The organism is Clostridium ragsdalei P11 (genome assembly GCF_001675165.1).
Classification (GTDB): Bacteria; Bacillota; Clostridia; order Clostridiales; family Clostridiaceae; genus Clostridium_B; species Clostridium_B ragsdalei.
This window is the reverse complement of sequence record NZ_LROS01000017.1, coordinates 1-25,621: the sequence shown is the minus strand read 5'-3', so window position 1 is coordinate 25,621 and position 25,621 is coordinate 1. Positions and strand designations below refer to the sequence as shown.

24 protein-coding genes are annotated in these 25,621 nt (G+C 30.2%); 4 read left to right on the top strand and 20 right to left on the bottom strand.

The genetic code is table 11. The annotated features are described in order from the left end of the window. The first annotated feature begins 19 nt into the window (after positions 1-19). Positions 20-1,186: an iron-containing alcohol dehydrogenase gene (locus tag CLRAG_RS08805; RefSeq protein ID WP_065078099.1), complete on the top strand. Its 1,167-nt coding sequence runs from the start codon at positions 20-22 to the stop codon at positions 1,184-1,186. 205 nt (positions 1,187-1,391) lie between these two features. On the opposite strand, the gene CLRAG_RS08800 is transcribed toward CLRAG_RS08805, so the two are convergent. The 5 genes from CLRAG_RS08800 to CLRAG_RS08780 all read right to left on the bottom strand — a co-directional run bounded on the left by CLRAG_RS08800 (position 1,392) and on the right by CLRAG_RS08780 (position 7,225). Beyond that, a complete protein-coding gene (locus CLRAG_RS08800; protein WP_065078098.1) occupies positions 1,392-1,607 on the bottom strand; it encodes a heavy-metal-associated domain-containing protein in 216 nt (71 codons plus the stop codon). Positions 1,608-1,763: 156 nt separating this feature from the next. Beyond that, positions 1,764-4,214 carry a heavy metal translocating P-type ATPase gene (locus CLRAG_RS08795; RefSeq protein WP_065078097.1) on the bottom strand — a complete coding sequence of 817 codons (2,451 nt, stop codon included), beginning with the start codon at positions 4,212-4,214 and terminating at the stop codon, positions 1,764-1,766. A gap of 420 nt (positions 4,215-4,634) precedes the next feature. Then, the gene (locus CLRAG_RS08790) at positions 4,635-4,901 is read right to left on the bottom strand and encodes a metal-sensing transcriptional repressor (RefSeq protein ID WP_065078096.1); all 267 of its coding nucleotides are present in this window, start codon (positions 4,899-4,901) and stop codon (positions 4,635-4,637) included. Positions 4,902-5,029: 128 nt separating this feature from the next. Next, positions 5,030-5,860 carry an HAD family hydrolase gene (locus CLRAG_RS08785; RefSeq protein ID WP_207644800.1) on the bottom strand — a complete coding sequence of 277 codons (831 nt, stop codon included), beginning with the start codon at positions 5,858-5,860 and terminating at the stop codon, positions 5,030-5,032. A 456-nt stretch (positions 5,861-6,316) separates the two neighbouring features. After that, complete coding sequence (locus CLRAG_RS08780) at positions 6,317-7,225, bottom strand: WG repeat-containing protein (RefSeq protein ID WP_065078094.1); 909 nt, start codon at positions 7,223-7,225, stop codon at positions 6,317-6,319. A gap of 312 nt (positions 7,226-7,537) precedes the next feature. Between CLRAG_RS08780 and CLRAG_RS08775 the strand changes: the two genes are divergently transcribed. After that, positions 7,538-8,254 (top strand): TerC family protein, encoded by a 717-nt coding sequence (locus CLRAG_RS08775; protein WP_065078093.1) that lies wholly within the window; start codon positions 7,538-7,540, stop codon positions 8,252-8,254. A gap of 69 nt (positions 8,255-8,323) precedes the next feature. On the opposite strand, the gene CLRAG_RS08770 is transcribed toward CLRAG_RS08775, so the two are convergent. The 5 genes from CLRAG_RS08770 to CLRAG_RS08750 all read right to left on the bottom strand — a co-directional run bounded on the left by CLRAG_RS08770 (position 8,324) and on the right by CLRAG_RS08750 (position 13,678). Then, the gene (locus CLRAG_RS08770; protein ID WP_065078092.1) at positions 8,324-8,797 is read right to left on the bottom strand and encodes a PadR family transcriptional regulator; all 474 of its coding nucleotides are present in this window, start codon (positions 8,795-8,797) and stop codon (positions 8,324-8,326) included. 5 nt (positions 8,798-8,802) lie between these two features. Next, positions 8,803-9,654: a DegV family protein gene (locus CLRAG_RS08765; RefSeq protein WP_065078091.1), complete on the bottom strand. Its 852-nt coding sequence runs from the start codon at positions 9,652-9,654 to the stop codon at positions 8,803-8,805. A 457-nt stretch (positions 9,655-10,111) separates the two neighbouring features. Further along, complete coding sequence (locus CLRAG_RS08760; RefSeq protein ID WP_065078090.1) at positions 10,112-11,227, bottom strand: uroporphyrinogen decarboxylase family protein; 1,116 nt, start codon at positions 11,225-11,227, stop codon at positions 10,112-10,114. 76 nt (positions 11,228-11,303) lie between these two features. After that, positions 11,304-12,479 carry an MFS transporter gene (locus CLRAG_RS08755; protein ID WP_065078089.1) on the bottom strand — a complete coding sequence of 392 codons (1,176 nt, stop codon included), beginning with the start codon at positions 12,477-12,479 and terminating at the stop codon, positions 11,304-11,306. An 86-nt stretch (positions 12,480-12,565) separates the two neighbouring features. Next, complete coding sequence (locus CLRAG_RS08750; protein WP_065078088.1) at positions 12,566-13,678, bottom strand: uroporphyrinogen decarboxylase family protein; 1,113 nt, start codon at positions 13,676-13,678, stop codon at positions 12,566-12,568. Between the two features lie 150 nt (positions 13,679-13,828). Here CLRAG_RS08750 and CLRAG_RS08745 point away from each other — a divergent pair, with 150 nt between their 5' ends. Further along, entirely contained in the window at positions 13,829-15,394 is a 1,566-nt protein-coding gene (locus tag CLRAG_RS08745; RefSeq protein WP_065078087.1) for a PucR family transcriptional regulator, read from the top strand. Positions 15,395-15,441: 47 nt separating this feature from the next. Here CLRAG_RS08745 and CLRAG_RS08740 read toward each other — a convergent pair whose 3' ends face one another. Both CLRAG_RS08740 and CLRAG_RS08735 read right to left on the bottom strand, forming a co-directional pair. Further along, positions 15,442-16,233, bottom strand: a complete 792-nt coding sequence (locus CLRAG_RS08740) for an ABC transporter substrate-binding protein (RefSeq protein WP_065078086.1) — start codon at positions 16,231-16,233, stop codon at positions 15,442-15,444. Between the two features lie 100 nt (positions 16,234-16,333). Further along, positions 16,334-16,603: a hypothetical protein gene (locus tag CLRAG_RS08735; RefSeq protein ID WP_065078085.1), complete on the bottom strand. Its 270-nt coding sequence runs from the start codon at positions 16,601-16,603 to the stop codon at positions 16,334-16,336. A gap of 364 nt (positions 16,604-16,967) precedes the next feature. Here CLRAG_RS08735 and CLRAG_RS08730 point away from each other — a divergent pair, with 364 nt between their 5' ends. Next, positions 16,968-17,996 carry an AI-2E family transporter gene (locus tag CLRAG_RS08730; RefSeq protein ID WP_065078084.1) on the top strand — a complete coding sequence of 343 codons (1,029 nt, stop codon included), beginning with the start codon at positions 16,968-16,970 and terminating at the stop codon, positions 17,994-17,996. Positions 17,997-18,148: 152 nt separating this feature from the next. Here the strand turns inward: CLRAG_RS08730 and CLRAG_RS08725 are convergent, their stop codons facing one another. The 8 genes from CLRAG_RS08725 to CLRAG_RS08690 form a co-directional block, all read right to left on the bottom strand. Next, positions 18,149-18,583 (bottom strand): MOSC domain-containing protein, encoded by a 435-nt coding sequence (locus tag CLRAG_RS08725; protein ID WP_065078083.1) that lies wholly within the window; start codon positions 18,581-18,583, stop codon positions 18,149-18,151. Between the two features lie 28 nt (positions 18,584-18,611). Further along, on the bottom strand, positions 18,612-19,088 hold the full coding sequence (moaC, locus tag CLRAG_RS08720; RefSeq protein ID WP_065078082.1) for a cyclic pyranopterin monophosphate synthase MoaC: 477 nt from the start codon (positions 19,086-19,088) through the stop codon (positions 18,612-18,614). 24 nt (positions 19,089-19,112) lie between these two features. Then, positions 19,113-19,601, bottom strand: coding sequence for a MogA/MoaB family molybdenum cofactor biosynthesis protein (locus CLRAG_RS08715; RefSeq protein ID WP_013239154.1), 489 nt, complete (start codon positions 19,599-19,601; stop codon positions 19,113-19,115). A gap of 71 nt (positions 19,602-19,672) precedes the next feature. Continuing rightward, positions 19,673-19,942, bottom strand: a complete 270-nt coding sequence (locus CLRAG_RS08710; protein ID WP_065078081.1) for a hypothetical protein — start codon at positions 19,940-19,942, stop codon at positions 19,673-19,675. A 96-nt stretch (positions 19,943-20,038) separates the two neighbouring features. Beyond that, entirely contained in the window at positions 20,039-20,542 is a 504-nt protein-coding gene (gene mntR / locus CLRAG_RS08705; RefSeq protein WP_065078080.1) for a transcriptional regulator MntR, read from the bottom strand. Positions 20,543-20,769: 227 nt separating this feature from the next. After that, positions 20,770-22,704, bottom strand: a complete 1,935-nt coding sequence (locus CLRAG_RS08700; protein ID WP_065078079.1) for an LTA synthase family protein — start codon at positions 22,702-22,704, stop codon at positions 20,770-20,772. A 346-nt stretch (positions 22,705-23,050) separates the two neighbouring features. After that, positions 23,051-24,574 (bottom strand): HAMP domain-containing sensor histidine kinase, encoded by a 1,524-nt coding sequence (locus CLRAG_RS08695; RefSeq protein ID WP_065078078.1) that lies wholly within the window; start codon positions 24,572-24,574, stop codon positions 23,051-23,053. Continuing rightward, positions 24,571-25,254 (bottom strand): response regulator transcription factor, encoded by a 684-nt coding sequence (locus CLRAG_RS08690; protein ID WP_065078077.1) that lies wholly within the window; start codon positions 25,252-25,254, stop codon positions 24,571-24,573. The genes CLRAG_RS08695 and CLRAG_RS08690 overlap by 4 nt, the downstream gene beginning before the upstream one ends. Positions 25,255-25,621: the final 367 nt, after the last annotated feature.

Sequence of the window (25,621 nt, the reverse complement as noted above, 5' to 3'; positions counted from 1 at the left end):
AATAATAAGGAGGACAAAAATGGGAAGATTTACTTTGCCTAGGGATATTTACTTTGGTGAAAATGCCTTAGAAAATTTAAAAAATTTAGATGGAAATAAAGCAGTAGTTGTTGTAGGTGGAGGATCTATGAAGAGATTTGGGTTCTTAGCCAAAGTTGAAGAATACTTAAAAGAAGCAGGTATGGAAGTTAAATTAATAGAAGGTGTTGAGCCTGATCCATCTGTTGATACTGTTATGAATGGTGCTAAAATAATGAGAGACTTTAATCCAGACTGGATAGTATCAATAGGTGGAGGATCTCCCATCGATGCTGCCAAAGCAATGTGGATATTTTATGAATACCCTGACTTTACATTTGAAAAAGCGGTAGTCCCTTTTGGGATTCCTAAATTAAGGCAAAAGGCACAATTTGTTGCTATACCTTCTACAAGTGGAACAGCAACTGAAGTAACATCATTTTCTGTAATAACAGACTATAAAGCTAAAATAAAATATCCTCTTGCAGATTTTAACCTTACCCCTGATATAGCTATAATAGATCCGTCTCTTGCAGAAACAATGCCTAAAAAGCTTACAGCACACACTGGAATGGATGCACTTACTCACGCAATAGAAGCATATGTGGCAAGTTTACATTCAGATTTCTCAGATCCACTTGCTATGCATGCTATAACCATGATTCATAAATATTTATTGAAATCCTATGAAGAAGATAAAGAAGCTAGGGGCCATATGCACATAGCCCAATGTCTAGCTGGAATGGCATTTTCAAATGCACTCCTTGGAATAACTCATAGTATAGCACATAAAACTGGCGCAGTATTCCACATACCTCATGGGTGTGCTAATGCCATATACTTACCTTATGTTATAGATTTTAACAAGAAAGCTTGTTCAGAAAGATATGCTAAAATAGCTAAAAAGCTTCATCTATCAGGGAATAGTGAAGATGAATTAATAGATTCATTAACAGAAATGATTTGTACTATGAATAAAAAGATGGATATTCCTCTTACTATAAAAGATTATGGTATAAGCGAAAACGATTTTAATGAAAACCTAGATTTTATAGCTCACAATGCTATGATGGATGCTTGCACTGGATCTAATCCTAGAGCAATAACTGAGGAAGAAATGAAAAAGCTCTTGCAGTATATGTATAATGGGCAAAAGGTTAATTTCTAGTTTAAAAATTAATGTATTTATATTTAGAAAAATGTACACAAACTAAAGTAGTATGCTCCCCTTAGAGTAGACAGCCCCAATCTGTTTATAATAAGGGGAGTATTTTTGTGCCTATGAAAGTTAAGTATACATCCATAGAAAAGGAACATATTATTTAAAATTATTTTCTATTGTGAAGCATCTTCTTTGTGCTAAATATTAAATATTATGCTTGCTCTATAGAAATAACTTCATAACCTGCATCTTCAATAGCAGATTTTATGTCAGCATCTTTAATTTCACCACTAGATTCAACTAAAGCTGTTTTAGAATCTAAATCAACAGATACATTAGCTGCACCTTTAAGTTCCTCCAATGCTGTTTTTACATGATTAACACAGTGTCCACAGCTCATTCCTTCAACGATTATCTTCTTTTTCATAACTTATTCCACCCTTCATTTTATAATTTTATCCGATGACTACCTGCTCTAATACTCCCACTTCTCCAAATGGGAGTAAAGAGCAGCTACGTCTCTGGATAACGATTTCTAAGCATCAGGTGGAGTCAAAACTCCATCTGATGCCAAGAACTTTGTTTATATTGATGGCTTAAAGCCTTTCAATCTTAAAGCATTACTTAAAACTGATACAGAACTTAAACTCATGGCAAGAGCTGCTATCATTGGGTTTAAAAGTGGTCCTCCAAATATGTGAAGTACTCCCATAGCTACCGGAATTCCTAAACTATTATAACCAAAAGCCCAGAACAAGTTTTCCTTTATATTTTTTATTGTTTTCTTGCTTAAATCTATAGCTGTGACTACATCCATTAAATCACTTCTCATTAAAACTATATCTGCAGATTCCATAGCTACATCTGTACCAGACCCTATAGCTATACCTATATCAGCCTGTGCTAAGGCTGGTGCATCATTTATGCCATCTCCAACCATGGCAACTTTCTTGTTTTCACTTTGAAGTTTTTTAACTTCCTTTGCCTTATCTTGTGGTAAAACTTCTGCAAGTATTCTATCTATTCCAACCTGTTTAGCTATAGCTTCAGCAGTTTTCTTGTTATCTCCAGTTATCATCGCCACTTCAATTCCCATAGAATGAAGTTTATCTATAGCTTTTTTACTATGTTCTTTAACTGTATCTGCTACAGCAATTACACCAATTGCCTTATTTTCAAGAGCAACATACATAGGAGTTTTGCCTTCATTTGCTAAAGCTTGTGATTTTTCCTCTAACTTTTCTAAGGAGATATTACTTTCAACCATAAGTTTTCTATTTCCAAGCAATATTTTACTGTTTTCTATATCAACTTCTATTCCATGTCCTGGTATAGCTTTAAATGACTCTAATTTTTTTAATTCAATTTTTCTGTTTTCAGCTTCTTTAACTATTGCTTCTCCTAAAGGATGTTCTGATGATTTTTCACCTGAAGCTGCTAATTGAAGTAAACAGTTTTCATCTATATCTGAAATTGTAACTATATCTGTAACCTTTGGATTACCTTCAGTTATAGTTCCTGTTTTGTCAAATACTATAGTTTGAATTCTATGCGCTGCTTCCAGTGCAGTACCACTTTTTATAAGCACACCATATTCAGCACCTTTTCCGGTACCAACCATAATAGCAGTTGGTGTTGCCAATCCTAAAGCACAAGGACACGCAATTACTAACACTGATATAAATATGGTAAGTGAAAATACTCCTGTTTCACCATATATGTACCAAGCTAAAGCAGCAATTGTAGCTAATGCCATTACTACCGGTACAAAGTATCCTGATATAACATCTGCTAATTTTGCGATAGGAGCCTTTGACCCTTGAGCTTCCTCTACTAATTTAATAATTTGTGCCAGTGCTGTATCCTTACCAACTCTTGTAGCCTTATACCTAATAGAACCATTTTTATTTATACTTGCTCCAATGACCTTATCGGAAGGATTTTTTTCTACAGGTATACTTTCACCTGTAAGCATGGATTCATCTACTGAAGTAATTCCCTCTGTAACCTCTCCATCTACAGGTATTTTTTCACCAGGTTTTACTACAATTATATCTCCAACTTCAACTTCATCTATAGAAATTTCTATTTCTTTATTTTCTTTAATTATAGTAGCAGTTTTTGGTGCAAGCCCCATAAGCTTTTTTATAGCTTCCGAAGTTTTTCCTTTAGCAACAGATTCCAGATATTTACCTAATGTAATAAGAGTAAGTATTGTACCTGCTGATTCAAAATATAAATGATAGTTTGTGTTTCCTATAAAAATTTCATATACTGCAAAAACACTATAGATAAAAGCAGCAGATGAGCCTATTGCTATAAGTGAATCCATATTGGGACTTCTTCTAAATAATGATTTAAAACCAACAGTAAAATACTTTCTACCAACAATCATTATAGGTAATACTAAAAGTAACTGTATTATTGAAAAAACTTGCGGATGATTCATTGGGTCTATAGCCTGTGGAAGCATATATCCCAATTTTTCACTAATCATTGGTACCATAGCTATTATAAGTAGTGGAACTGCAAATACAGCAGATATTATAAATCTATTCCATAACGACTTTATTTCTTTTTCTTTTTTTCCCTTATCTGTATCTACAGAAATTTCTTCTTCTAAAGCTTTATATCCTGCTTTTTCTATTGCCTTTTTTATATCCTGAACATTAACTTTTGAAGCATCAAATGCTATACTTAGCTTTTCTGTAGCAATATTTACATTTGCTTCATATACGCCTTCTAGTTTTTTTGAAACCCTTTCTACTGCTTTAGCACAAGCTGCGCAAGTCATTCCTTCTATTTTCAATATTCTATTTGTAGTGTCAATTAAAGCCTTATATCCAGCTTTATCTATTGCACACTGTATATCTTGAACATTAACCTTTGAGTCATCAAAACTTACACTTAATTTTTCCGTTGCCAAATTAACATTAGCGTCTAACACACCATCTAGTTTTTTTGAAGCTCTTTCCACTGCTTTAACACAAGCTGCACAGGTCATTCCTTCTATTTTTAATGTCCTTTTTATCATTGCTTCTTCCTCCTTCTGTTTTGATACGCATAACTTTAAAACTACTATCTACCCGATTGCTACCATTGCTAACACCCCCATCGCACTCTGTGAAAGCGACTATCACTAAATCAAAGATTTGGGATATCTGCTTTTCTTCGAAGTGGTGGATAAGCACTGCTACGCACCTGGATAAGTTCTTCTAAGGTTCAGATTGAGAAAATGTATTCCTTATAAGCAAACTCCACCTGAACCTAAGAATCACTTGATATTTTAAGCTTTTACATTTAGTATTATATTTACCCCACACCTGTGGGGTGATATTTTACTATAAGTTATCATTTATGCTTTTGCTTTACGCCTCCTACATTGCTATATGTAAACCTTTAATGTAAGATGGAAAGCAAGAGGAGGCATATCTATAATTTTTTAAGTTATATATTAGTCTTTTAGTAACTTTGAAAGTAACCCTATTATCTCATCTACCTTCTCATCACCACTATTGTTAATAAAAGCATCTTTTACACAATTATTAAGATGTTGTTTTAGAATAAGCAAATTAGCTTTTTTTAGCAATGACTGAGCTGCAACCATTTGATTAGATATATCAATACAATATCTTCCTTCTTCAATCATTTTTATTATACCTTCTATTTGTCCTTTTGAAGTTTTTAAAGCTTGTATGGCCTTCTTTTTTTCTTCGTTCATTTTTCCTCCCTCCCCCCTAGAGGGGGTGTAATTATATTATATACTATTCCTAAATTTAATTCAATATAAGTTTAACCCTACTATACCATCTTCAGACCTTTATTATACATTTACCATAAATAATCTTCTTAACTATTACCAATATTATACTCAAGAAATTTAGCCACTCCATCCTCATTATTTGAACCAATAATTCCTGTAGCCAACTTTTTTAATTCATCATATGCGTTTTTAACTGCATATTTTTCATCCGCAAATTTAAAAAGTGGTGCATCATTTAAATTATCTCCAAAACAAATAAGCTTGTCTGCTTTCAAACTTTCCTTTAAGTATTTAGCTGCTAATCTTTTATTAGCATTATAATTCATTGATTCAAGCCAGAAAAAACCTTTCGCATAAATTTCCTCTGTGTAATGAAAACTGCCCTTTATTATTTTTGTAAATAATTGATATGTGTCATCTAAAACACCCTTTGCTTCTATTGCAAAAATATTTATTATATTATAATTAACTATTTGTGAAAAATCACTTACCTCAGTAAGCCTTGTATCACCATGCTGTATTCTTGAATTTATGTATATATTTTGTCCTTCATTAAAAATGCCCCTATAAAATATCTTTTTATTTCCAATTGAATCCACTGCAGACACTATAGGTGAAATTTTTTTTAATTCATAATATTTTAAAATAAAATAAACCGTACACTCATCTAAATAGTTCTCTACTATATTTTTAGCCAAAGTAGTATCATATACGAAAGCTCCATTATTTAAAATAATAGGTATATTTAGATTTAATGGTTTCAATATACTTTTACAAGCTTCATAGGACCTAGCCGTAGCAATAGTAAATTTTAATCCTGAATCTATTAACTTATTTATAATTCTAATTGAATCTTTACTTACGACTTGATCTGAATTTAATAAAGTTCCATCCAAGTCCGAAATATATAACTTCAAAATATTCAGTCCTCCAAACGCATTCATAATAATTAAGTCACAAAACCTATTATATATCTAAGAGCCATAAAAATATAGACTTAACTTTCGCAGTTTAAAAACTTTGCGAAGCAAAGCTTTTTAAAATAACAAAGTTCAAATAACAAAGTTCAAATAACAAAGTTCAAATAACAAAGTTCAAATAACAAAGAACAGATAAAGATGATTTCCCTCGTACCTCAGGAAATCTATAATTTTAATATTTTCTGACGTTAGGAAGAAAATTATCCTTATTTGATATTTGAACTTTGAACTTTGTTCTTTAAAAATATTGTTTCACAATTTTTTTATATTAAGTCAAAATTCTATATGTGCGAAAGTTGAATTACCTTCAATAATAAATGAGCATGGATTCACTCTTACACAAATCTATGCCCATTTCCTCTTTAATTCTTAACTTCTAATTCTCAATTGTATCTACTGTTCTTCCCAAATTCTTTTTCCCTCTTTGTCAATATATATATATTTATCATCCAATATTACCATAGCTGCTCCATTACAAAAATTATTTACATCATCAAATTGAGGTTTCAATACAAACTTTCCACTTTTATCAATACATCCCCATTTATCCTTTATCTTTACAAAGGCTCGTCCTTCACTAAAATTAAGAGCTTCATCAAAAATAGGGTCTATTACAAATTCATCTTTTTTATTTATGTATCCACATTTTTCATCTATTTTTACATTAGCTACGTCTTCATAAAAACCATCTGTACTATCATATTTAAGTTCTATAACTAAATTACCTGATTTATCAATAAATCCATATTTAAAATTTTTCATAACTTGAGCTAATCCTTCATGAAAATCAAAAACGCAATCGAAATTACAGTTTATTACTTCATTTCCTTTACTATCAATGTACTTCCACTTATCGCCATTATTTACCCTAGCAACCTCTTCTGAAAAACTAAAGGCATTTTCGTATTTCAATGCTATTGGGTAGTTTCCTTTTTTGTCCAAAAAACCATACTTACTATTTTTGTTTACCAGTGCCATTCCATTTGAGAACTCATCAATAAAATTAAAACTTGGTTCTATAACCATGTTATCATTATGATCTATAATACCCCACTTTTCCTTTATTTTCACAGGAGCAAATCCATCGGAGAAATTCCATGACTGTGTATATTTATAGTCTATAACTGTTTTTCCGTTGCAGTCTACATATCCCCATTTATTGTTCATCTTAACAGCAGCTAAACTATCCAGAAAATCCCATGCATATTGAAATACAGGTTCTATGATAACTTGTCCATTATTATCCATATAACCCCACTTATCATTTAACTTAATTCTAAATAAATTAGTATAGTTTTTCATTTAATTTCCCCCTATTTGCAATCGTTTTAATTTCATATAAACATCTGTTCAAATTTAATTTTATCACATATATGAATTAAATAAAATAATAAGTCAGAATCTTCTATATTCATTATTATTTAAAATGTATGTAGATTTAAAAACCATATTATATGGTAAATTATTTTGCTTTATATACTTTATATTGTATCATTTATGTGTTACAATAAATTATAGAAAAACTAAATAAGTAATATTTATTATATTTAATGAATATATTACTTTGTACAATACTAACTTAATTTAAAAATTAGGATAAAAGGAGTAAACGGCGTGGATAATTTAACTACTTTTTTGCTAGGGGCTCTACAAATTACTTTATTAGATATAGTATTAAGTGGTGATAATATAGGAGTTATTGCCCTGGCAACTAAAGATTTACCAAAGAATCATGCAAAATCTGCTTCTATGATTGGAGTTTTTGCTGCGATTTTTCTAAGAATAATATTTGCTTGCCTCATCACTTACATAATGTTAATAGAATGGCTTCCTATAAAATTAATAGGTGGAATTTTACTTATAAAAATAACCTGGAATTTCATAAGCCCTAAATCTGAGGAGGAAAATATAAAAGTTAGTCCTTCAAATAAATACTTTCGTGCAATCTCAAGTATAGTAATAGCTGATGCTACCATGAGTCTTGACAATGTACTTGCAATAGCTGCTGCTGCCCATGGACATATACCTAGTATAATATTTGGATTGGTACTAAATATTCCTATAATATTTTTTGGGAGTCAGTTTGTAGCAAAACTTATGAATAAACACCCTATGGTAATATACTTAGGAGGCGCTGTACTTGCCCATACGTCCTTAAATATGATGCTAGAGGATAAAATATTATCAGGCTTTACATCACCTGTACTAACAAATATAGCATCCTTTGGCTTTGCAATTATAGTACTTCTATATGGATTATATAGAGTAAACAAACCCATAAGTTATTCCTTTAAAAAATTTAAGGAAGATTATTTTAAAAGTAATAGTTAATATAATAAAACATGCTCTTAAATGGTGTCTTATCCCATAACTTATCTACACCTAATTAAGCAGCATGTTTTATAAATCTTTATTTTCTTCTGATTCATCATACAAATCTTTATATACAATTTTAAATACTTCTAGAGAATCTTCTATTTTATCTCTTAGAAGATTTTTTCTATTTTTAAGTTCACATACTCCTAAATCCGTAAGAGTATATATTTTTTGCATTTTATTCTTAGAATCATCCCATTTTCCAATTACCAACTTATTTTTTTCCAGTTTTCTTAGGATTGGGTAGATTCCCCCTGTACTTGGAACCCATCTTCCACCTGTTCTTTCTCCTATTTTATGGGATATATCATTTCCATTAGTAGGATTTATGCTTAAAATATAAAGTGCATATATAGGAAGAAGTCCTTTTGTAAAAACCTGCCCTACAGCTTCTTGTTCCTTTTTTACCTTTTTTAATTCTGCCAGTTTCCTTTTATATTCTTTATAAAGAAATTTTTCTTCTTCCTTTGTATTTCCTTTAAAATCAAATTTACTCATAAAATTTATTCTTCCTCAAATAATACTAACCCAACTAAACCAGGTCCACTGTGAACTCCTCCTACAGGACTTAATGCTCCTCCAAAAATTGCAGAAGTTACGTTTTTATGATCCTTTATTGAATCAAATATTTTTTTTGAATCCTCTAATGCATGACCATGTACAATACACAGTTTACACTTTTTTTTGTCAAGAATTCCATTTGCAATTTCAACCAACCTACTTAAAGATTTCTTTCTTCCCCTTACCTTATCATAAGTATAGTATTTTCCATCATTATTATCAATTGATACAATAGGTTTTATATTCAGAAGTTCCCCAATGGTACCTGCTACTTTCCCTATTCTACCACCTTTTTTTAAATATTCTAAAGTTCCAACCACAAAAAATAGATCGATCTTACTCCTTACAATTGGTATTGTCCTAACTATCTCATCAAAACTTACGCCTTTTTCTATGAGCTTTGCACAATTAGCTACTATAAAACCCTCTCCAAGAGAAATTGATTTAGAATCAAATATATATGTCTTAATTTTAGAGTGATTTTCACTTACTAACTTTACTCCGTTATAAAAGCCAGTTAATCCGGCAGAAAGAGTTACAACTATGGCATGTGTGTAATTTTCTTTTTCTAAATTTGTAAATAAGTCTTCCATTTCACTAATAGGTGGCATAGACGATGTAGGTATTTCCTTATCTAAATTATCATATACATATTCTGGAGTTATAGTTACTTTATCTATAAATTCTTTGTCTTTATATATTATCCTATAATGAAGTACTTTTATATTATATCTTTCTATAGTACTGTTACTCAAATCACTAGTACTATCTGTTATGAGTGCAATCTTTTCCAAAACTTGTTCCTCCTTAATTATCAAAATTGTCCGATGACTACCTACTCTAATACTCCCACATACTCTATAAAAGCGACTATCACCAAATCAAAGATTTGGGATATCTGCTTTTCTCCAAGTGAGAGTAAAGAGCAGCTACGTCCCTGGATAACGATTTCCCCTAAAGGATAACGCCTTCTAAGTGCTGAAGCACTAAGAATCCTGTTAATAAGCATCACATGAAGTTAAAACTTCATCTGATGCCAAGAACTCTGTTTATCACAATAATTATATCACTTGCACAGTTATTATCAATAGTGATATATATCTCTATTGATAATAACTTGTCTTATTTATTAACTATTAATTTTTCATTCTTAACTATTAACTAAAAAATATAGCACCATTGCAGATTTACTACAATGATGCTATATTTAATACAAATTTAATAAAAATATTTGTTCAATTCAGATATATACTAATTGTCAAGGGCAGCTGCAACCATAGCCTTTACATTTTCAACTTTGGCATTTGGAGGTATGCTGCATCCTGATGACATAATAAGTCCTTGAGGTGCAAATTCTTTAATCAATCTTCTGGCATACTTATAAACTTCATCTGGAGTCCCCAAAGTTAAAAGTGAAGGTGCAACATCTCCCATGAAACACATATGCCCTCTTAGTACTTCTCCAGCTTTAAAAATATCTGTTGTGCTATCTGGTGAAAAAATGCATTTACCTTTAGGCAAGTCAAGGAAATAATCTATAAATCTATCCCAACTCATATCCATATGAAGGTAAGCAATAGAACCTTCCTCTGCAATAATATCTATAATTCTTTTTGTATACTGCCATGAAAATCTTTCAAATGCCTTTAAAGAAAGGAAATCGCCTGCTTCCCTAGCTCCTCCTACAAATACTGCTAAAGGTTTTACTTCACGAATTTGCTTCCTTAACACCTTCTCATTTTCCTCTTCTATAACATCCATAGCTGCCTGAACCTTGTCAGGAATCTTGTGTAAATCGATAAGAAATTTAGATATTCCTCGTGCAGGACACAAAGCACCAAATGGTGCACCACTCATTACACTACCCTGGCATAAGGGAACAATCCCTGCATCAACAAAATTCTGCTCTATTTGTGGAGCAAATTGACTGAAATACTCTACTTCCTTAAGCCCTTCAGGTACATGCTTTTTGGCATATTCCATAAAAAAGTAATTCCATCCTTTATCAATTATAGTATCATAATCATCTTCCGTCATATATGACTTTTCATCAATCTGCCAAATCATATTATCAGGCAATTCTCTTCCTGGTACTTTGATTTTAGAAAGGAAAAATGCGCCCATAGATGGAGGGTATGTCCCAGGTATCTCTATGCTGTCAATGTCTCCAAGTGCCTGCATCCCCTTTAATAGTTCCATATTACCATATACTACATCATTGACAAGATCTGATAGCTTTCCTCCTCCGTTCTTGGTACAAAAAGCATCTGCATTAAGTACAATTGGTACTCTGTCAGTCTTTTTCATATTTATTACATCTTTAAGTCTGTTAAGATGTTCATCATACAACTCTTTTCCAGTTTTCATATTAATTCCCCCATTTAATTGAAATTATTAACAATTTTTTATTTATTAAATAACAATAACTTTTATCCAAATAATTTTAAATTGAAACCTTTTGTTTTTTAGGAGTCTTAAAATTCACCACTAAATGAATAACTGCATAAATAATAAAACATACAAGTGAAAATTCAAATGGAAATCTTAATGATGTCATATTGAATATTTTTTCAATAAATGCAAATACAAATCCTGAAACAAAACCACCTATACTCATAAATGCCATGACAATAGACATTGCAACAGCAGTTCCAGATGCTGGAACAGATCTTCCCACCTGCATCATGATAGCAGTACCAGAAAGGCTAAATCCTATACCAACAATAGTTGCTCCAATTATAAAAAGAATTAAATTCGTTCCATATGCAAAAAATATAAATCCCACAGAAGTTAATACAATCCCTATAGGAATAGTGAACTTGGATAACATTCTAAATGCTGTGCCAAAGATTGCTCCTGCTATCATTCCGCCAACTGTAAACATGGTAAGTGCCACTCCTGCTCCAGCAGCATTTCCATAGTGATTTGTAAGTATTAGCGAAGACATTCCTGTAAACATTGGATATACTAATAACATTAAAATTCCGTATATACTTGACCATATATATACGTATGCCGGCATTTTAACTTTTTCAGAATTGGATTTTGCAGTCAACGGAAGTTTTGGAAAGAAGAGTATAACTATAATAAGTGATACTGCTCCTAAAAAATAAGCAAGAAAAGTAAATCTCCAATTAACTGCACAAAATATTCCTCCAAGAAGTTGAAATACTATGCCACCAATGTTTCCAACAACAACGCCTGCACCCATAAGATTTTCCGCTTCTTTTGGTTCAAAAAGAGTTAATGTAAGAGCACCACCAAGAGGTGACATTATTCCAAGCCCCGCTCCCAAAATTCCTCTCATAACAAGAATTAAACCAAAGTTACTTATAAAATAAGGACCGACTCCACCTATTAAAAATAAGACTATTGCAACAATAGTGAGATTTTTATAAGTCATAACCGTGCCAGCTAGTTTCCCGGATATCAATGAAAATGGAATTAAAAGCAAAGTAGGTATAGTAGCAATAAGCACAACTACACTAAAAGGTAATTTAGGATAGGCTTGAGATATATTTGCCAGTGCAGGAGAAGTAGTTCCCGTTGCCATTATCAAAAATCCAAAAGAGAGTATTGCAAATATCCATAATGGCTTCTTTCCACTTACATTTTCCATTATTTCACCCCTTTTATTTTAATAATTATTCAAATCGTTTACACTAAACCTGTTACTTATACTATTTCCTATTCGCAATATACACTTTATGATTCTAAAGCAGCTGCAACCATTGCTTTTACATTTTCTATTTTTGCATTTGCCGGTATACAGCATCCTGCAGCCATAATAAATCCTTGTGATGCAAATTGGTCAATCAATTTCCTGCTGTACTCATATACTTCATCAGGTGTACCTAATGTTAAAAGTGAAGGTGAAACATCTCCCATAATGCACATATGTCCTTTAAGTACTTCTCCAGCTTTAAAAATATCTGTTGTACTGTCAGGATGGAAAATACATTTACCTTTTGGAAGATCACATAAATAATCTAAAAAACGATCCCAACATAAATCCGAATGAAGATAAACATTTGCCCCTTCTTCAACCGCAACCTCAACACCTTTTTTTAAATATGGCCATGCAAATTTTTCAAAAGCTTTTTGTGATATAAAATCTCCTGCCATACGTGATCCACCTGAAAATACTGCTAAAGGTTTATCAGCACGTATTGCTTTTCTTAAATCCTCATAACCTTCTTCAGCCATAACGTCCATTACAGCTATAACTTTATCGGGTATTCTTATCAGGTCTTTTACAAAATTTTTTATTGAACGACCAGCAAACAAGGTTTCATAAGGAGCTCCTACCATAGCATTACCTATTATTGCTACAATACCTGCATCTTTATAACTTTGTGCTATTTTGGGCTGTATTTTTATTATATCCTCCATTATCTTTAAAGGATCTCCTAATCTATTTTTACAAAAATCTATATAAAACTTATTCCAGCCTTTATCAATTATAGTGTCATAATCATCTTCTGTCATAAATCCAACTTCATCAATTTGCCAAAGAGCATCATCAGGTAATTCACGTCCAGGTAACTTAATATTCGAAAGGAAAAAGGCTCCTTTTGTTTGAGGAAAACATCCATAACCCAATGTACAATCAATATCACCAAAGGACTTCATACCTTGAAGTAATAGTTCGTTTCCATATTCCATATTTGTCACAAGATCTGCTAGCTTTCCTCCTGCTGCTCTAACACAAAAAGAATCTGCATTTAAATTAATAGGTGTCCTGTCTGCTTTCTTCAGTGCTATAACTTTTTTAAGTCTTTCTAAATGTTCATTATATAGTTCTAATCCATTTTTCATATAAATCCATACCCCCATTATTTATAGAATTACTTTATTTATATCTATAATTATACTTACCCAAAGTTTGGAAGTCATCCTACAAATGTTAAAAAGTAAGTTTACAAAACGTTACACTTTGTAATATACTTTATCATGAGGTGATTTCCTATGAATATAGATATTAAAGTTCTTTCATCTAAATTAGTACAGTATACTCACAAGTTAATACTAAAAAATGAAAAGTTCACAAAAATTACCTTAGTGAAGTTACTTCTAAGTGAAGCAAAATCCTTTGATCCAAACACTTTATATGTTGGAGACGCCTCAGATTTAGCAAATCTTCAACCCATAAACTACCCAGTAAACCTTTTGTGTATAAATTATTATAAGATCTCTGCCTATTCTAAAAATTCAAATATTATTTTCATTGATACAGATAAAAATAAATATACTATTTTCAACGAAATACAGGACATTATCTTCAAGCTTAAAAATATAGATATATATATGGAAGAACTATTAGATGCACTCATACATGAAAAAGGTATTCAACATATTATAGATATTGGATTTAAACTTGTCGGTAATCCTATTATATTTAATGATACTAGCAGCAAAATTATAGCCAATTCCATATGTAATAAGTCCATTGGTCATTATTGGGATGAACATATAAAAAAAGGTTACTTTTCCAATAACGCCATGAATTCTGTAAAGTTTAATAGAATATGGGAAAAAGTTGATAGACAAAACTGTCCTGTTATGGTAAAAGGTATAGATGATAATAATATGATTATTGAGAAAGTTACAATTGATAATATTATCATAGGATATATAGCAGTTACTGAAGCAGAAAGACCTTTTAAAGATAGAGATATTGAATTCGTTTCATTATTATGTGACGTAATCGAAACTCAAATGAGAAATGACAAATTCTACAAATACACTAAAGGCACCACTTATGAAAGCTTTCTAAAAGATTTGTTAGATAACGCTGTTACAGATAAGGAACTAGTGATAAATAAAATACGGTCTTTGAATTTTGATATTAGCTCAGGAGTTTATATACTTATTTTTGATATGAACCAGTATTCTCAAAAAAAAATACCATTAACATACTTGAGATATAAAATTTCTGGTATTATTCAAGAAAGTAAATCTCTTATATATAATAACCACATTGTCTTGCTCATTAACCATCGTACAAAAATTAGCATTTTTGAAAATGAGTTTGAAGTTTTAAAAAAATTTCTTAAAAAAAATAATCTATATGCAGGGCTTAGTAACTGCATAACAGATTTTACGAATTTACAATATTATTATAAACAATCATTAAAGGCAATTGAACTTGGGGTTAGCCTTAATATTGACAAGGTGTTTTATATATATGAAGATTATGTAGTATACGATTTACTAGATAGTCTTTCTACTTATGAAAATATAGAGAGGTTTTGTCACCCTTCTCTACATTTATTAATTCAATATGATCGCAAAAATAATACCTGTTTAACTAAAAGCCTATATGTATATTTGATGAATAATAGAAATCAATCAGTATCTGCAAACATCCTACACATACATCGTGCATCAATGTTTTATCGTATTGATAAGATAAAACAGATTATGAAAATAAATCTTAACGATCCCAATATTGTACATCATATATACTTATCCCTTCATATCCTTGAATTAATGCATAAAAATGAATTTATATTTGAAATAAATAAACAATAAAAATTTAACAGGTTTCCTATGTTTTAAATAGAGAACCTGCTTCAATATTATTTGTATATATCATATCCAAACCATTTAGTTGATAGTTTAGACATAGTTCCATCCTTTTTAAGATCATCTAATGCCTTATTTAAAGCTTCTTCTAACTTTTTATCCTTCTTTTTTATACCTATTCCTATAGGTTCCTTTGTAAGTCTATCCTTCAAAATAACATAATTACTTTTATCTTTTGAAATATAATATTGTCCAACTTGAGCATCACATACTACTGCATCAATTCTACCTATGTTAACCTCGTGGAAAGCTTCTGTTATCTTGTCATATTTTTTAATTTCTTTTATTCCACTTACTTTTGTAGCAGCCTGTTCCCCTGTAGCTCCAAGTTGTACACCTACTATCTTACCTTTTAAATCATTTTTAGTTTTTATAGAACTATTTCCAGCTTTAGTTATTATTATTTGTCCACCGTCAATGTAAGGTCCTACAAAATCTATTTTCTTTTTTCTCTCGTCAGTTATACTCATGGAAGCTAGTATAACATCAAATTTCCCTGACTGCAGTGCTAGAACTATACCATTAAAATCTGTGACTACTATATTTAACTTTACCCCTAATTTTTGAGCAAGTGCATTGCCTAAATCTATATCAAACCCAGACAACTTGTTCTTGTTATCTCTAAATTCCATAGGTGGATAGGAATCATCTAATCCTATAGTTAATTTGCCTGCATCCTTAACTCTATTAAGGGAATTATCCTGTTCTCCTGCATTAGTACCACATCCTGTAAAAAGTGTAAACACCATAATTGCACTTAACATTATCATACCTATTTTTTTCATATTTTTTGCCCCCTCATTTTTTATAATTATACATTTAATATTATAATTATGCAATAGTAATATTAAAAAATTGGGAAATAAAAAATATGTATTTCACTATTTAATATATTTTCTTAGGAATAAATGCTATACTGTATTTCATAGGTATATTATTTTTTAGCAAAGGTTTCTTTTTAGTTATTTGATTTATCTCTTCTAAAGTTTTTGCAGTAAATACAATCTTTCCGCCCCTTTTACTGTTATAAATGCCACCACCTATTAAATATTTATTTGAATTTATATTGAAATTATTTACTCTAGTTTTCTTATACAATTCTTCAGATTTATCTCCCTTATAATTTATACTTACAAATATATTATAATTACTCATTTTACCTCCTAAGATTGATATTTATTAATTTATTCTAAAAGTTGCAATCATTATGTTGTCTTAAAATCATTATACCGAACATATGTTTGTATGTCAAATATTATCTACTATAATTATATTTTATATTTCAAATTTAATGCCTAGAATACAAACCTTAGACTCATTAAAAAATTTTTTTAATAATAAAATTTGTCAAAATATTCCCTTGTGCGAGTTAATTTAAAGACTAGACTCGTTATATTAACATAAAATTAAAAAATTATTATCAAAATTACTTGTTTTTATATAAAATACTACTTGAATTTTGGGTAAAATACTTTTTATAATATATAATATAATGACAATAAATTTAAGGAGAGATTAGATGTCTTTTATCAAAGAATTTTTTTCAAAAGAATCCACAAAACGAGTACTTTTTTTTACTTGCATAATACTAGTGGTTTATTGGTCCAAATCTATAATTGATTTATTCCTGTTAACATTTTTATTTTCCTATATAATGAATAGTCTTCAGAATTTTCTTTTGAAATACATTAAAAATGTTACTGTAACAAAAGAAAAAATTACAACAATTATTTTATATTCGCTGCTATTTTTATTTATCATATTATTAGTTGTAAATTATATTCCCCAACTAATAAATCAAACAAAATATATGATAAATCATGCTTCACAATTTCAAATACATCCTACTAGTACTAATTCGCGTTTAGACATATTGCAAAAATATTTAGTAAATATGCTAGGGCAAATAGATATAAAAAGTTACTTGAGATCTGGTTTCAATATATCCCTTCAACTGGCAACAAACGTAGGGAAATGGAGTGTAAACATATTTATTTCTATAATGTTAAGTTTATTTTTTGTGCTTGGCAAACATAATATTATTGATTTCTTGAAAAAATTCAAAGATAGCAAAGTATCAGGATTATATGACTACTTGTGTTTTTTCGGTAAAAACTTTTTAAATTCTTTTGGAAAGGTAATGCAAGCTCAGATTATTATAGCATTTTTTAATACCATTATATCTGTTATAATGCTTTCCATTATGAACTTTCCACAATTAGTTACACTTGGATTTATGATATTTGTACTCAGCTTAATTCCTGTAGCAGGAGTTATAATATCACTTATCCCTCTTTCTATTGTTGCCTTCAGTATAGGTGGATTTACAAAAGTTATATACGTACTAATTATGGTTGCTATAATTCATATTATTGAAAGTTATGTTTTAAATCCAAAATTAATGTCTTCAAAAGTAAAACTTCCTATATTCTTTACGTTTATAATACTTATAGTTTCAGAACATATAATGGGTGCCTGGGGATTTCTTATAGGTATTCCGCTTTTTATGTTCATACTTGATCTTTTAGATGTAAAAATCCACGATTAATAAAATAGTTTCAAAGTAAAAAATAAACTTATACTTCAGATATTTTTATAAACACAAGCTCGTTAAATATTCTTGCTTATTATAAAAATATTCCTTCGTATAGGTTTATTTTTAGTTAAAATCCACAACTATTAATTCTTAACTCTTAATTACTAATTAACTAAAGTTATGCTATCTCCATCAGATATCCATCCTTCTTCAATAACTCTTGTAAATATACCTTCCCTTGGCATAATACAATCTCCTACCTGCTGTCGTATAGCACATCCTTTATGACATTCCTTACCTATCTGTGTTACTTCCATAAGTACTTCACCTATTTTAAGTTTGGTACCTACAGGAAGTTCATAAAGCACAATGCCTTCTGTAGTAAGATTTTCTGCAAATTTACCGCTAGATAAATTTTCTACTCCCTGTGCTGTCATTTTATCTATACTTTCTTGTGCAAGCAAACTAACTTGCCTATGCCATTTTCCTGCATGAGCATCATTTTCAAGACCATTATCTTTCTTAAAAAATCCTCTACCTATAGGTTTTTTTATTTCACCTTTTTTTTCACTTATGTTTACTGAAATAACCTTGGCCATAGTTTTCCTCCTAACTATATAAAATCAATTAAAATTGTCTCTTAAATATACCAGATTTTCCTCCACTTTTTTCAAGAAGCATTATATCAGATATTACCATTCCTCTATCAACAGCTTTGCACATATCGTATATAGTGAGAGCTGCTGTACTAACTGCCGTTAATGCCTCCATCTCCACTCCTGTCTTTCCCACAATTTTCGTGGAAGCCTCAATGTCAACTTTATTTTTTTCAAAGTCCAATACAAACTTTATGTCACATCCAGATATATTTAATGGGTGACACATGGGAATTAAACTTGAAGTATTTTTTGCAGCCATTATTCCTGCTACCTGGGCTACAGAAAGCACATCTCCCTTTTTTGCCTTTCCCTGTGCAATGATATCTAGAGTTTCCCTTTTCATGTATACGGAAGCTGCAGCCACTGCTTTTCTTTCAGTATTACCTTTTTCACTTACATCTACCATTTTAGCTCTACCTTGATCGTTTATATGAGTAAGTTCCATAAATCTGTCCTCCTTTGTTTAAAGTTATCTAGCACATTCAGAATCCCAGCCCATGAGTATATCAATTCCATGCGGAAGTGCTGGCAATATAAACTGAAGATTTTCTACAGCACCCTTTGGGCTCCCTGGAAGATTTACAATTAAAGTTTTCTTTCTTATTCCACTAACTGCCCTAGACAACATTGCCTTTGGAGTTACACTTAATGATTTCATTCTCATTGCCTCAGCAATTCCCGGCACATTTTTATCTATAACTTCTAAAGTTGCCTCTGGTGTTACATCTCTCACAGAAAAACCAGTTCCTCCATTAGTAAGAATTAAATTTAATTTCAAGTCATCACAGATATAACACAATTGTTTTTTTATCTCTTCTATTTCATCTGGTATAACTTTATAATACTCAACCTTATATTGGGACTTATCTAACATATTTTCTATAGCAGGCCCCGTTTTATCTTCTCGCTTACCCTGGGATCCCTTGTCACTCATTGTAATTATCGCCGTATTTATCATATGCTCACCTTTGTTAAAAGGTTTTCAACTCCTTTCATTTAAAAACTGCACTAGGCAGTTTTTAATATACTTTACTTTTTAACTTCATCATATTCTACATCTATAACCTTTTTATTAGAGAAATTAAATGGGTCCTCTTTATCGTCAACCATATTATTCATATTTTCCATTTTAGATGAGGTATTTTTCTTACTTTTAAAATATTTTTTTATTTTTACAAATGCAAATAATACAGTTCCAGCTACCACAGCAAAAGGCACTATTCTTACTAAAATAAAAGCTACCACTAATACCAACAATACTTTCCCAATCACCGGAAAACTTTTATTTACAAAATCCATATTATTTCCTCTCTTCCTTCATTTATTAGTATAACTCAATTATAGCATATAATTTAAAATAGTAAAAAATAATTTAAATAAATTATTTTTTACTATTCAACTATGCTTTCCTTTAATTTTTTTACTTTTTTTATTAACTTTATTTTTTCTAAAAGTTTTAAAATCCTCTATAACATCCGATCTAAGCTCTACAAAATCTATAAAATCTTCCAGGTACTTAACTGTATGATCACTTATAGTGTGTTCCAATTTTTCCGTTTGTTCTAATACATTTTCATGTATTCCAAGTACCTTTAAAAACTTTTCAACAGTATTATGTCTTTTTAAGAGGTACTGTCCCATTTTTTCTCCTTCTTTTGTAAGAATTATCATTCCGTACTTTTCATAATTTATAAATTTCAATTCAGCTAATTTTTGTACCATTTTTGTAGCTGAAGGAGGCTGCACATTTAAAGCCTTTGCCAATTCATGAATCCTTGTAAATCCTTCCTCACAAGATAATCTATATGTCATCTCAAGATAATCTTCCATAGATGGAGTTAAAATATCATATTCCTTTTTCATGTACTCGCTAAAGGTGAAAAAGTCTCCATGTGCCATATTATCCTCCTACAAATTACTATTTCCTTCGAATGTTTTTTATTTCATAAACCAATTCCTTCAAGTCAACATATACCAAAGCCACTAAACTTATAGGTATAATAAATATAAATATAGTAAAAATAAACTGTAATATACTTTTAATTATCATATATCATTTTTCACTTTAAATTATATATCTATAAATACTATGCTTAAAATTCATTTCATATACTAAATAAATTTAACTAATTTGTTTTTTGCTGATCAAAGGTTTTTATTAAATTATGATTTTGAAGTTCATCACAGTATTCTAATTCCTTAGTATACTCTTCTTTTTCCTTTTTAAGTGCATCCGTTTCTGAAATTTTATTTCCTGTTGCCAAATCATAATAAGTATTTGTCCAAGATACATATAAATTTTTTCCATCTATAAAGGAACCATTTCTAAAAACAACTTTTTCGCTGTCCCCATTTAACATATCCTTACCAAACATATAGTTTTTAGGCAAATTATATAGATTTGCTAAAGTAGGATATAGATCCATCTGGCAAGTATACTTATGGTTAACTCCTGCATACTTGTCTCCTGGAAAATGGATCAATAAAGGTACTTTTTGATATTTAAACCAAGCATAATCATCATTTCTACTTTCATTTTCAAAACTAAAAAGCTGATTTATATTATCCTTTGGTATAGCAAAATGATCTCCATACAGTGCCACAATAGAATTTTTCATCATTCCTTCTTCTTCCATCTTATCTAAAAACTCTCCAAGCTGTGCATCTGTATAATGTATTGCTTGTAAGTAGTTTCCAAGAAGAGTGCCTTTATATTGACCTACATCAAAACTTCCATACTTGTCCACGGCCTCATAAGGATAGTGACTTGTTAGTGTCACTAAGAAAGAATAATACGGCTGTTTAAAAGTCTTCATCTTTTCAAGAGACTGATTTAAAAACGACTCATCACTAATTCCAAGTCCTATCTGTTCACTTGCATCAAAGCTGTGCTCTCCAAAAAAGTCATCAAAATCCTGAGCTTTGTTCATAACATTTCTATTCCAGAATCCTTCAGTATTACCGTGAAGTGCTGCAGTATAATAATTTTTATCTTTTAGTTCACTTGCTATGGAGTCATATTTATTTCCACTATAAGTATAGTAAGCTGCTCCTGACTGTGCAGGATACAGTGAATTATTTGACATAAGCTCTGCATCAGAGGTGTTCCCCCCTGCAACTTGATAATAGTAGTTATCAAAATACATACACTTATTTACCCATCTATTTAAATTTGGTGTTATCTCCTGTCCATTTATTTTTTGATTTATAACAAACCCCTGAAGTGCTTCTACCTGAATTACTATTAAATTTTTTCCTTCAGCCAGACCTTTAAAATTAGTTTCTCCTGTGGTATTATTATTGTTTTGTAAAAAAGTTTTTATCTTATTTTCTTCATCCGTAGATAGTTTTTTTGAGTTTCTAAGGCTAGTGCTTATATAGTTATATGAATCTACTATATGAAAATTTACATCTCCTATCATTGTAGTCAAGTATATTCTATTACTCATTGCAGTTAAAAGCGTAGGTTGTTCTTTAGATACCCTATAAAATGTTTTTGCATTGATACCTACTCCTACTGCCAAAATTACTATAAAACTCACCAGTCTTCTTCTCATAGGCACTATACCAAACTCTGCTTTTTTATACTTCCTCTTTAAAGGTACTAAAATAAGTATATCTACCAGATACCACAAATCTTTAACACTAGCTACACTAGTTACACTTGCAGACACACCTTTTAACAGCTTAGCATTTTTTATAGCTGCTACCGTAGTAATGTCCTTAAAGTATCTATAATACATCAAATCTGCTATAAGTATTAAACTTAGTATTATATCTACTGTATATAAAAAACTTATTCTGCTCTTCTTTTTAAGAATCAGTGAAAAACTTATCAATATCAATATAGAAGCAGCTATTGCAAGTCTTACAGACATTGGCACAAAGCTGGATGATATATTTTTTTCATAAGATATTAATTTCCAAAAAATTATAATAAAAAATAAAATTATATCTGCATTATCAAATAGTAAACTAATTGCAAGATTAAATAGTCTGCTGTTTCTTATATCCGCTGCAAAGTCAAATAATTTACTATTTTTTATATCCGTAATCTTCATTTCTTCTCCTTTTTATAATTGAATATTTTTTAATTTATAAAAAGAATTTTACAATATATAAGTGACACTTACATGGCAAGGATGTTAATAAATTATTAACAAATCGTTAACATTCTTGAACTTTATCTGATGGCTCCCTACTGTAACACTCCCACTTCTATCAAAGTGGAAGATAACAGTAGCTACGCCCCTAGATAATTCATCTAAACTTAGTGGGAGAAGCAAAACTCTAAAGAGAAAGCGACTATTGCCAAATCAAAGATTTGGGATATCTGCTTGCACACAGCGAAAGCGACTATCACCAAATCAAAGATTTGGGATATCTGCTTTTCCCACTAAGTAAGATTCATTGATATACAACAAAATAAAATTTTACACCATTGTCTGTGTTTTTAACACCATATTTATATCCATGAAGTATCAATATATTCTTCACTATAGCAAGGCCTATACCCGTACCACCTAACTTTCTATTTCTTGATTTATCTAGCTTATAGAAATTATCCCAAATTTTCCCTAATTCCTCTTCTGGTATACTCTTCCCTGTGTTTTCTACAGACACAATAGTTTTATTAGACTCCTTTTCAATAGCAAAAGTTATAATTCCTCCTTCATAAGTATTTTTTATAGCATTAGTTGTAAAATTGGTTATTACTTGCTCCATTTTATCCCAATCTGCACAAACTTTAGTTTTTGTTATAATCTTGCAATTTATAGTTATACCCTTATCCTTTATAACTTTATAAAATCTCTTTATTACAGATTCTATAAGATCATCTATAAAAAACTCCTCTTTAGAAAGTTTCATGGTTCCAGATTCAAGGTGTGATAAATTTAACATATCTGATACTAAATTTGCCATGTTATTACTCTCATCTATTATAACATCAATGTACTGTTCTCTCTCATTTTCTTTAAATATTCCATCTTTTAGCCCTTCTGCATATCCTCCTATTAGATTTATTGGAGTTTTAAGTTCATGGGAAACTGCAGCTATAAATTCCTTTCTGGCCTTATCTATATTCCTTTCTTTTTCTATATCCTTTTCCAGTTTCTCATTAGCTGCATTAACTGAAGTTAGGGCTTTATCTAAATTGTATGATAAAAAGTTTAAAGTACTTGCCAAATTTCCTATTTCATCTTCATTTTTAATATTGCACTTTTCAGAGAAATCAAGTGATGCCATTTTCTTTGCAGTGTCATTTAACTTTACTAACGGCTTTGAAACCATATTAGTATACATTAAACATAATATCAAAATTAAAACTATGGCACCTATATAAAAATAAAAGTAAAATTCCTTTATTACTGAAGATGCTTCATTTACAGGCTGCAAGGATGTAATTGAAAATATTATCTCCATCTTTTTTTTATTAGGTACAACTGTTAATATATTTTTTGTACCATTAATTTTTTTTTCGGTAATTACAGTTACAGACCTGTTATCTCTTTTTACTTGCTCTAATAAGTCAGAATTCATAGTCCAATTTACTATAATATCATTTATGGCTTTTATTCTAACTGCATCATAACTTTGGCTATCTGGTTTTGTTACAAATTTTATTTTTCCACTTGTATCCATTATAACTATTTTAGCATTATTATCCTGCTCAAATTTTCCAATTAAATTAGCTAACTTATCTTCATCATTTGTCTTATTATAAAGCGTTCTAAACTTTTCAACCTGATTTAGCATATTACTTTCTTTTTTGTTTATATAAAATCTACCAAAAAATAGCATCTGAAATGTTAACGTACTACTTATAAAGATTATAAACACCAGAGCCGTTATTATAAACAATTTCCATGTTATATTTTTTCTTATTCTGGTAACAAGTTTGTTTTCACTTATGATATGACTTATTCTCATTGCTTTTTTACCTCAAATTTATAACCCACTCCTCTAACGGTGGCTATTAAATAGGATTTAACTCCTAATTTTTCTCTGAGTCTCTTCACATGGGTATCTACTGTTCTAAGATCTCCATAATAGTCTATTCCCCAAATTGCATCTAAAATTTTTTCTCTACTTAAAACTATATCCTTATTTTTTATTAAATAACAAAGTAATTCAAATTCTTTTGGAGAAAGATATACATTTTCATCATCTACTTTAACCTCATGACCTTCCCTATTTATGTAGAGTCCATCATAACTATTTTGCTTATTCTGATTTTTTTCCTCAGAATAAGTTCTTTTTAAAAGTGCCTTTATTTTGGCTACCAATACTTTTGGACTCACTGGCTTAGTTACATAACTATCTGTCCCAAGTTGAAATCCTAAAAGCTGCTCCTCATCCTCAGCTCTAGCTGTAAGCATAATTATAGGCACATTGGAAATCTTTCTAAGTTCTTTACATGCCGTCCATCCATCCATTACAGGCATCATTATATCCAGCACTACTAAATCAACATGATTTTCATTAAATTTTTCTAACGCTTCCTGACCATTTCCTGCTGGAATCATATTCAATCCTTCATTTTTTAAATAGGCTTCTATGAGAAACCTCATTCTTTCTTCATCATCTACCATTAAAATAGTCTTGTTCATTTAAATATCTCCTAAATATATTATTTTTTAGTTAATAGTTAAGAATGAAGAATTAATAGTTAATGTGGATTTTTTGCGATAGCTAAAAATCATCCTTCACTGTCAATTGTCCACTATCAACTTTCAACTCAAAAACTTACATACATAATTATAATATAATTCTATATACAAATTTACACAACAATATATTTAAAGATACTAAAACAATTTTATGGATAATCTAAGCTTCAAAACCCATAGATATAGGGTTTCTAACTAAAATATTAACTTATACAGAATAATTAAAATTCTTCTCCAAATACTAAATGTACGGAGAAAGGAGTTTTAATTATGGGAAGAAAATCATTTGAAATAGAATCACTGTATG